Here is a 1,591-nt window from a genome sequence, read left to right on the forward strand (position 1 = left end):
AGCATGGTGCGCGTGGCAAATGGCGCAGGCGAGCGCATCGGCGGCATCGGCCTGCGGCGCGGCGCTGAGCCCGAGCAGGGCCTTCACCATGTGCTGAACTTGCTGCTTGCCGGCATGGCCCTTGCCCACGGCGGCGCGCTTGATCTGCAGGGCGGTATACTCGGCGATATCGAGCATCTGGTTGGCGCCGGCGAGAATCGCCGCGCCGCGTGCCTGCCCCAACTTGATCGCGGAGTCGGCGTTTTTTGCCATGAAGACCTTTTCGATGGCCAGCATCGTCGGTTGGTAGGTTTTGATGATCTCGGTCACGCCGTCATAGACAGTCTTCAGCCGGTCGGCGAGTTCGCCCTTGGGCACGCGCACGCAGCCACTGGCAATATATTCGATTCGGCCATTGCGCAATACCTGCACCACGCCGAAGCCGGTAACACGAGAACCCGGATCGATGCCAAGTACCCGCATCAGCCGGCCAGCTTGAGTAATTCTTCGGGACAATTCTGCCAGGAGCAGAATTGCTCGCCCCGTCCCTGGGGCTCGCCGCTTGCTGCACAGCAGCTCGGGCCAGCCTTCGGCTGTCCAAAATTGCTCCCGGCAATTTTGTGGACGCGCGCAGCGCGCCCGTCAGGGTGCGCGCCATGGATGGCGCGCATCAAAATCGGTGTTGGCATAAACATTCTGAAAACGATATGCATCAACTCGCCTGCCTGAGAAGTTCATCCGGAACATCCGCATTCGAGAATACATTCTGCACATCCTCCAGATCCTCCAGCGCATCGAGAAGATTGAGCAGTTGTTCCGCGTCCGTACCACTCACCGGTGCCGAGGTCGAGGCGCGCAGCTGAATCTCGGCATGCTCGGGTTTGAGTCCGCGTTTGCTCATGGCCTCGACCACCGCATGAAATGCCTCGGGCGCAGTCAACACCTCGATCGAGCCGTCCTTGTCGGACACGACATCGTCGGCACCCGTCTCCAGCGCCGCCTCCATGATCTTGTCTTCGCTCGTGCCCGGCGGATAGTTGAGCACACCGTTCTTCTTGAAGAGAAACGCCACCGAGCCGTCCTGACCCAGATTGCCCCCATGCTTGGTGAAAGCGTGACGTACCTCGCCCACCGTGCGCGTGCGGTTGTCGGTGGTGCACTCGACCATGATCGCGACTCCGGCCGGACCGTAGCCCTCATAGTGCACTTCATCGTAATGCGCACCTTCGAGTTCGCCGGTGCCGCGTTTAATGGCGCGGTCGATGGTGTCCCGGGTCATGTTCTGATCCAGGGCCTTGTCGATGGCGGTGCGCAGACGCGGGTTAAGCTTCGGATCGCCCCCGCCACCGGCGCGCGCCGCCACGGTGATTTCGCGGATTACCTTGGTGAAAATCTTGCCGCGCCTGGCATCCTGCACGCCTTTGCGGTGCTTGATGTTCGCCCACTTCGAATGCCCAGCCATAACTACGCTCTTTCCCACTCTGAAATCTGTCGCTCACCGCAAAGGCGTGAATCGTGCATGCCGTCCATGGCGCAGCGTGAGATGCTTCGAGTTACCCCAGCCCGACCCAGCGGCGCTACGCTTCCCGCTCCGCTTGCTGGTCCAGGGCAG

2 protein-coding genes are annotated in these 1,591 nt (G+C 61.6%); both read right to left on the reverse strand.

What is annotated here, in order from left to right; genetic code table 11:
- The coding region (ruvC, locus tag WB402_RS01060; protein ID WP_424204895.1) for a crossover junction endodeoxyribonuclease RuvC at positions 1-465 on the reverse strand (465 nt) is incomplete at its 3' end.
- 226 nt (positions 466-691) lie between these two features.
- Positions 692-1,441 (reverse strand): YebC/PmpR family DNA-binding transcriptional regulator, encoded by a 750-nt coding sequence (locus WB402_RS01065; RefSeq protein ID WP_424204894.1) that lies wholly within the window; start codon positions 1,439-1,441, stop codon positions 692-694.
- Between the last annotated feature and the right edge of the window lie 150 nt (positions 1,442-1,591).

The organism is Sulfuricaulis sp., assembly GCF_049587675.1.
In the GTDB taxonomy this organism is placed as follows: Bacteria; Pseudomonadota; Gammaproteobacteria; order Acidiferrobacterales; family Sulfurifustaceae; genus Sulfuricaulis.

Excerpts from the sequence above, each read along its gene's own strand:
- WB402_RS01065 (WP_424204894.1), bottom strand. The coding sequence starts at position 1,441 with ATGGCTGGGCATTCGAAGTGGGCGAACATCAAGCACCGCAAAGGCGTG.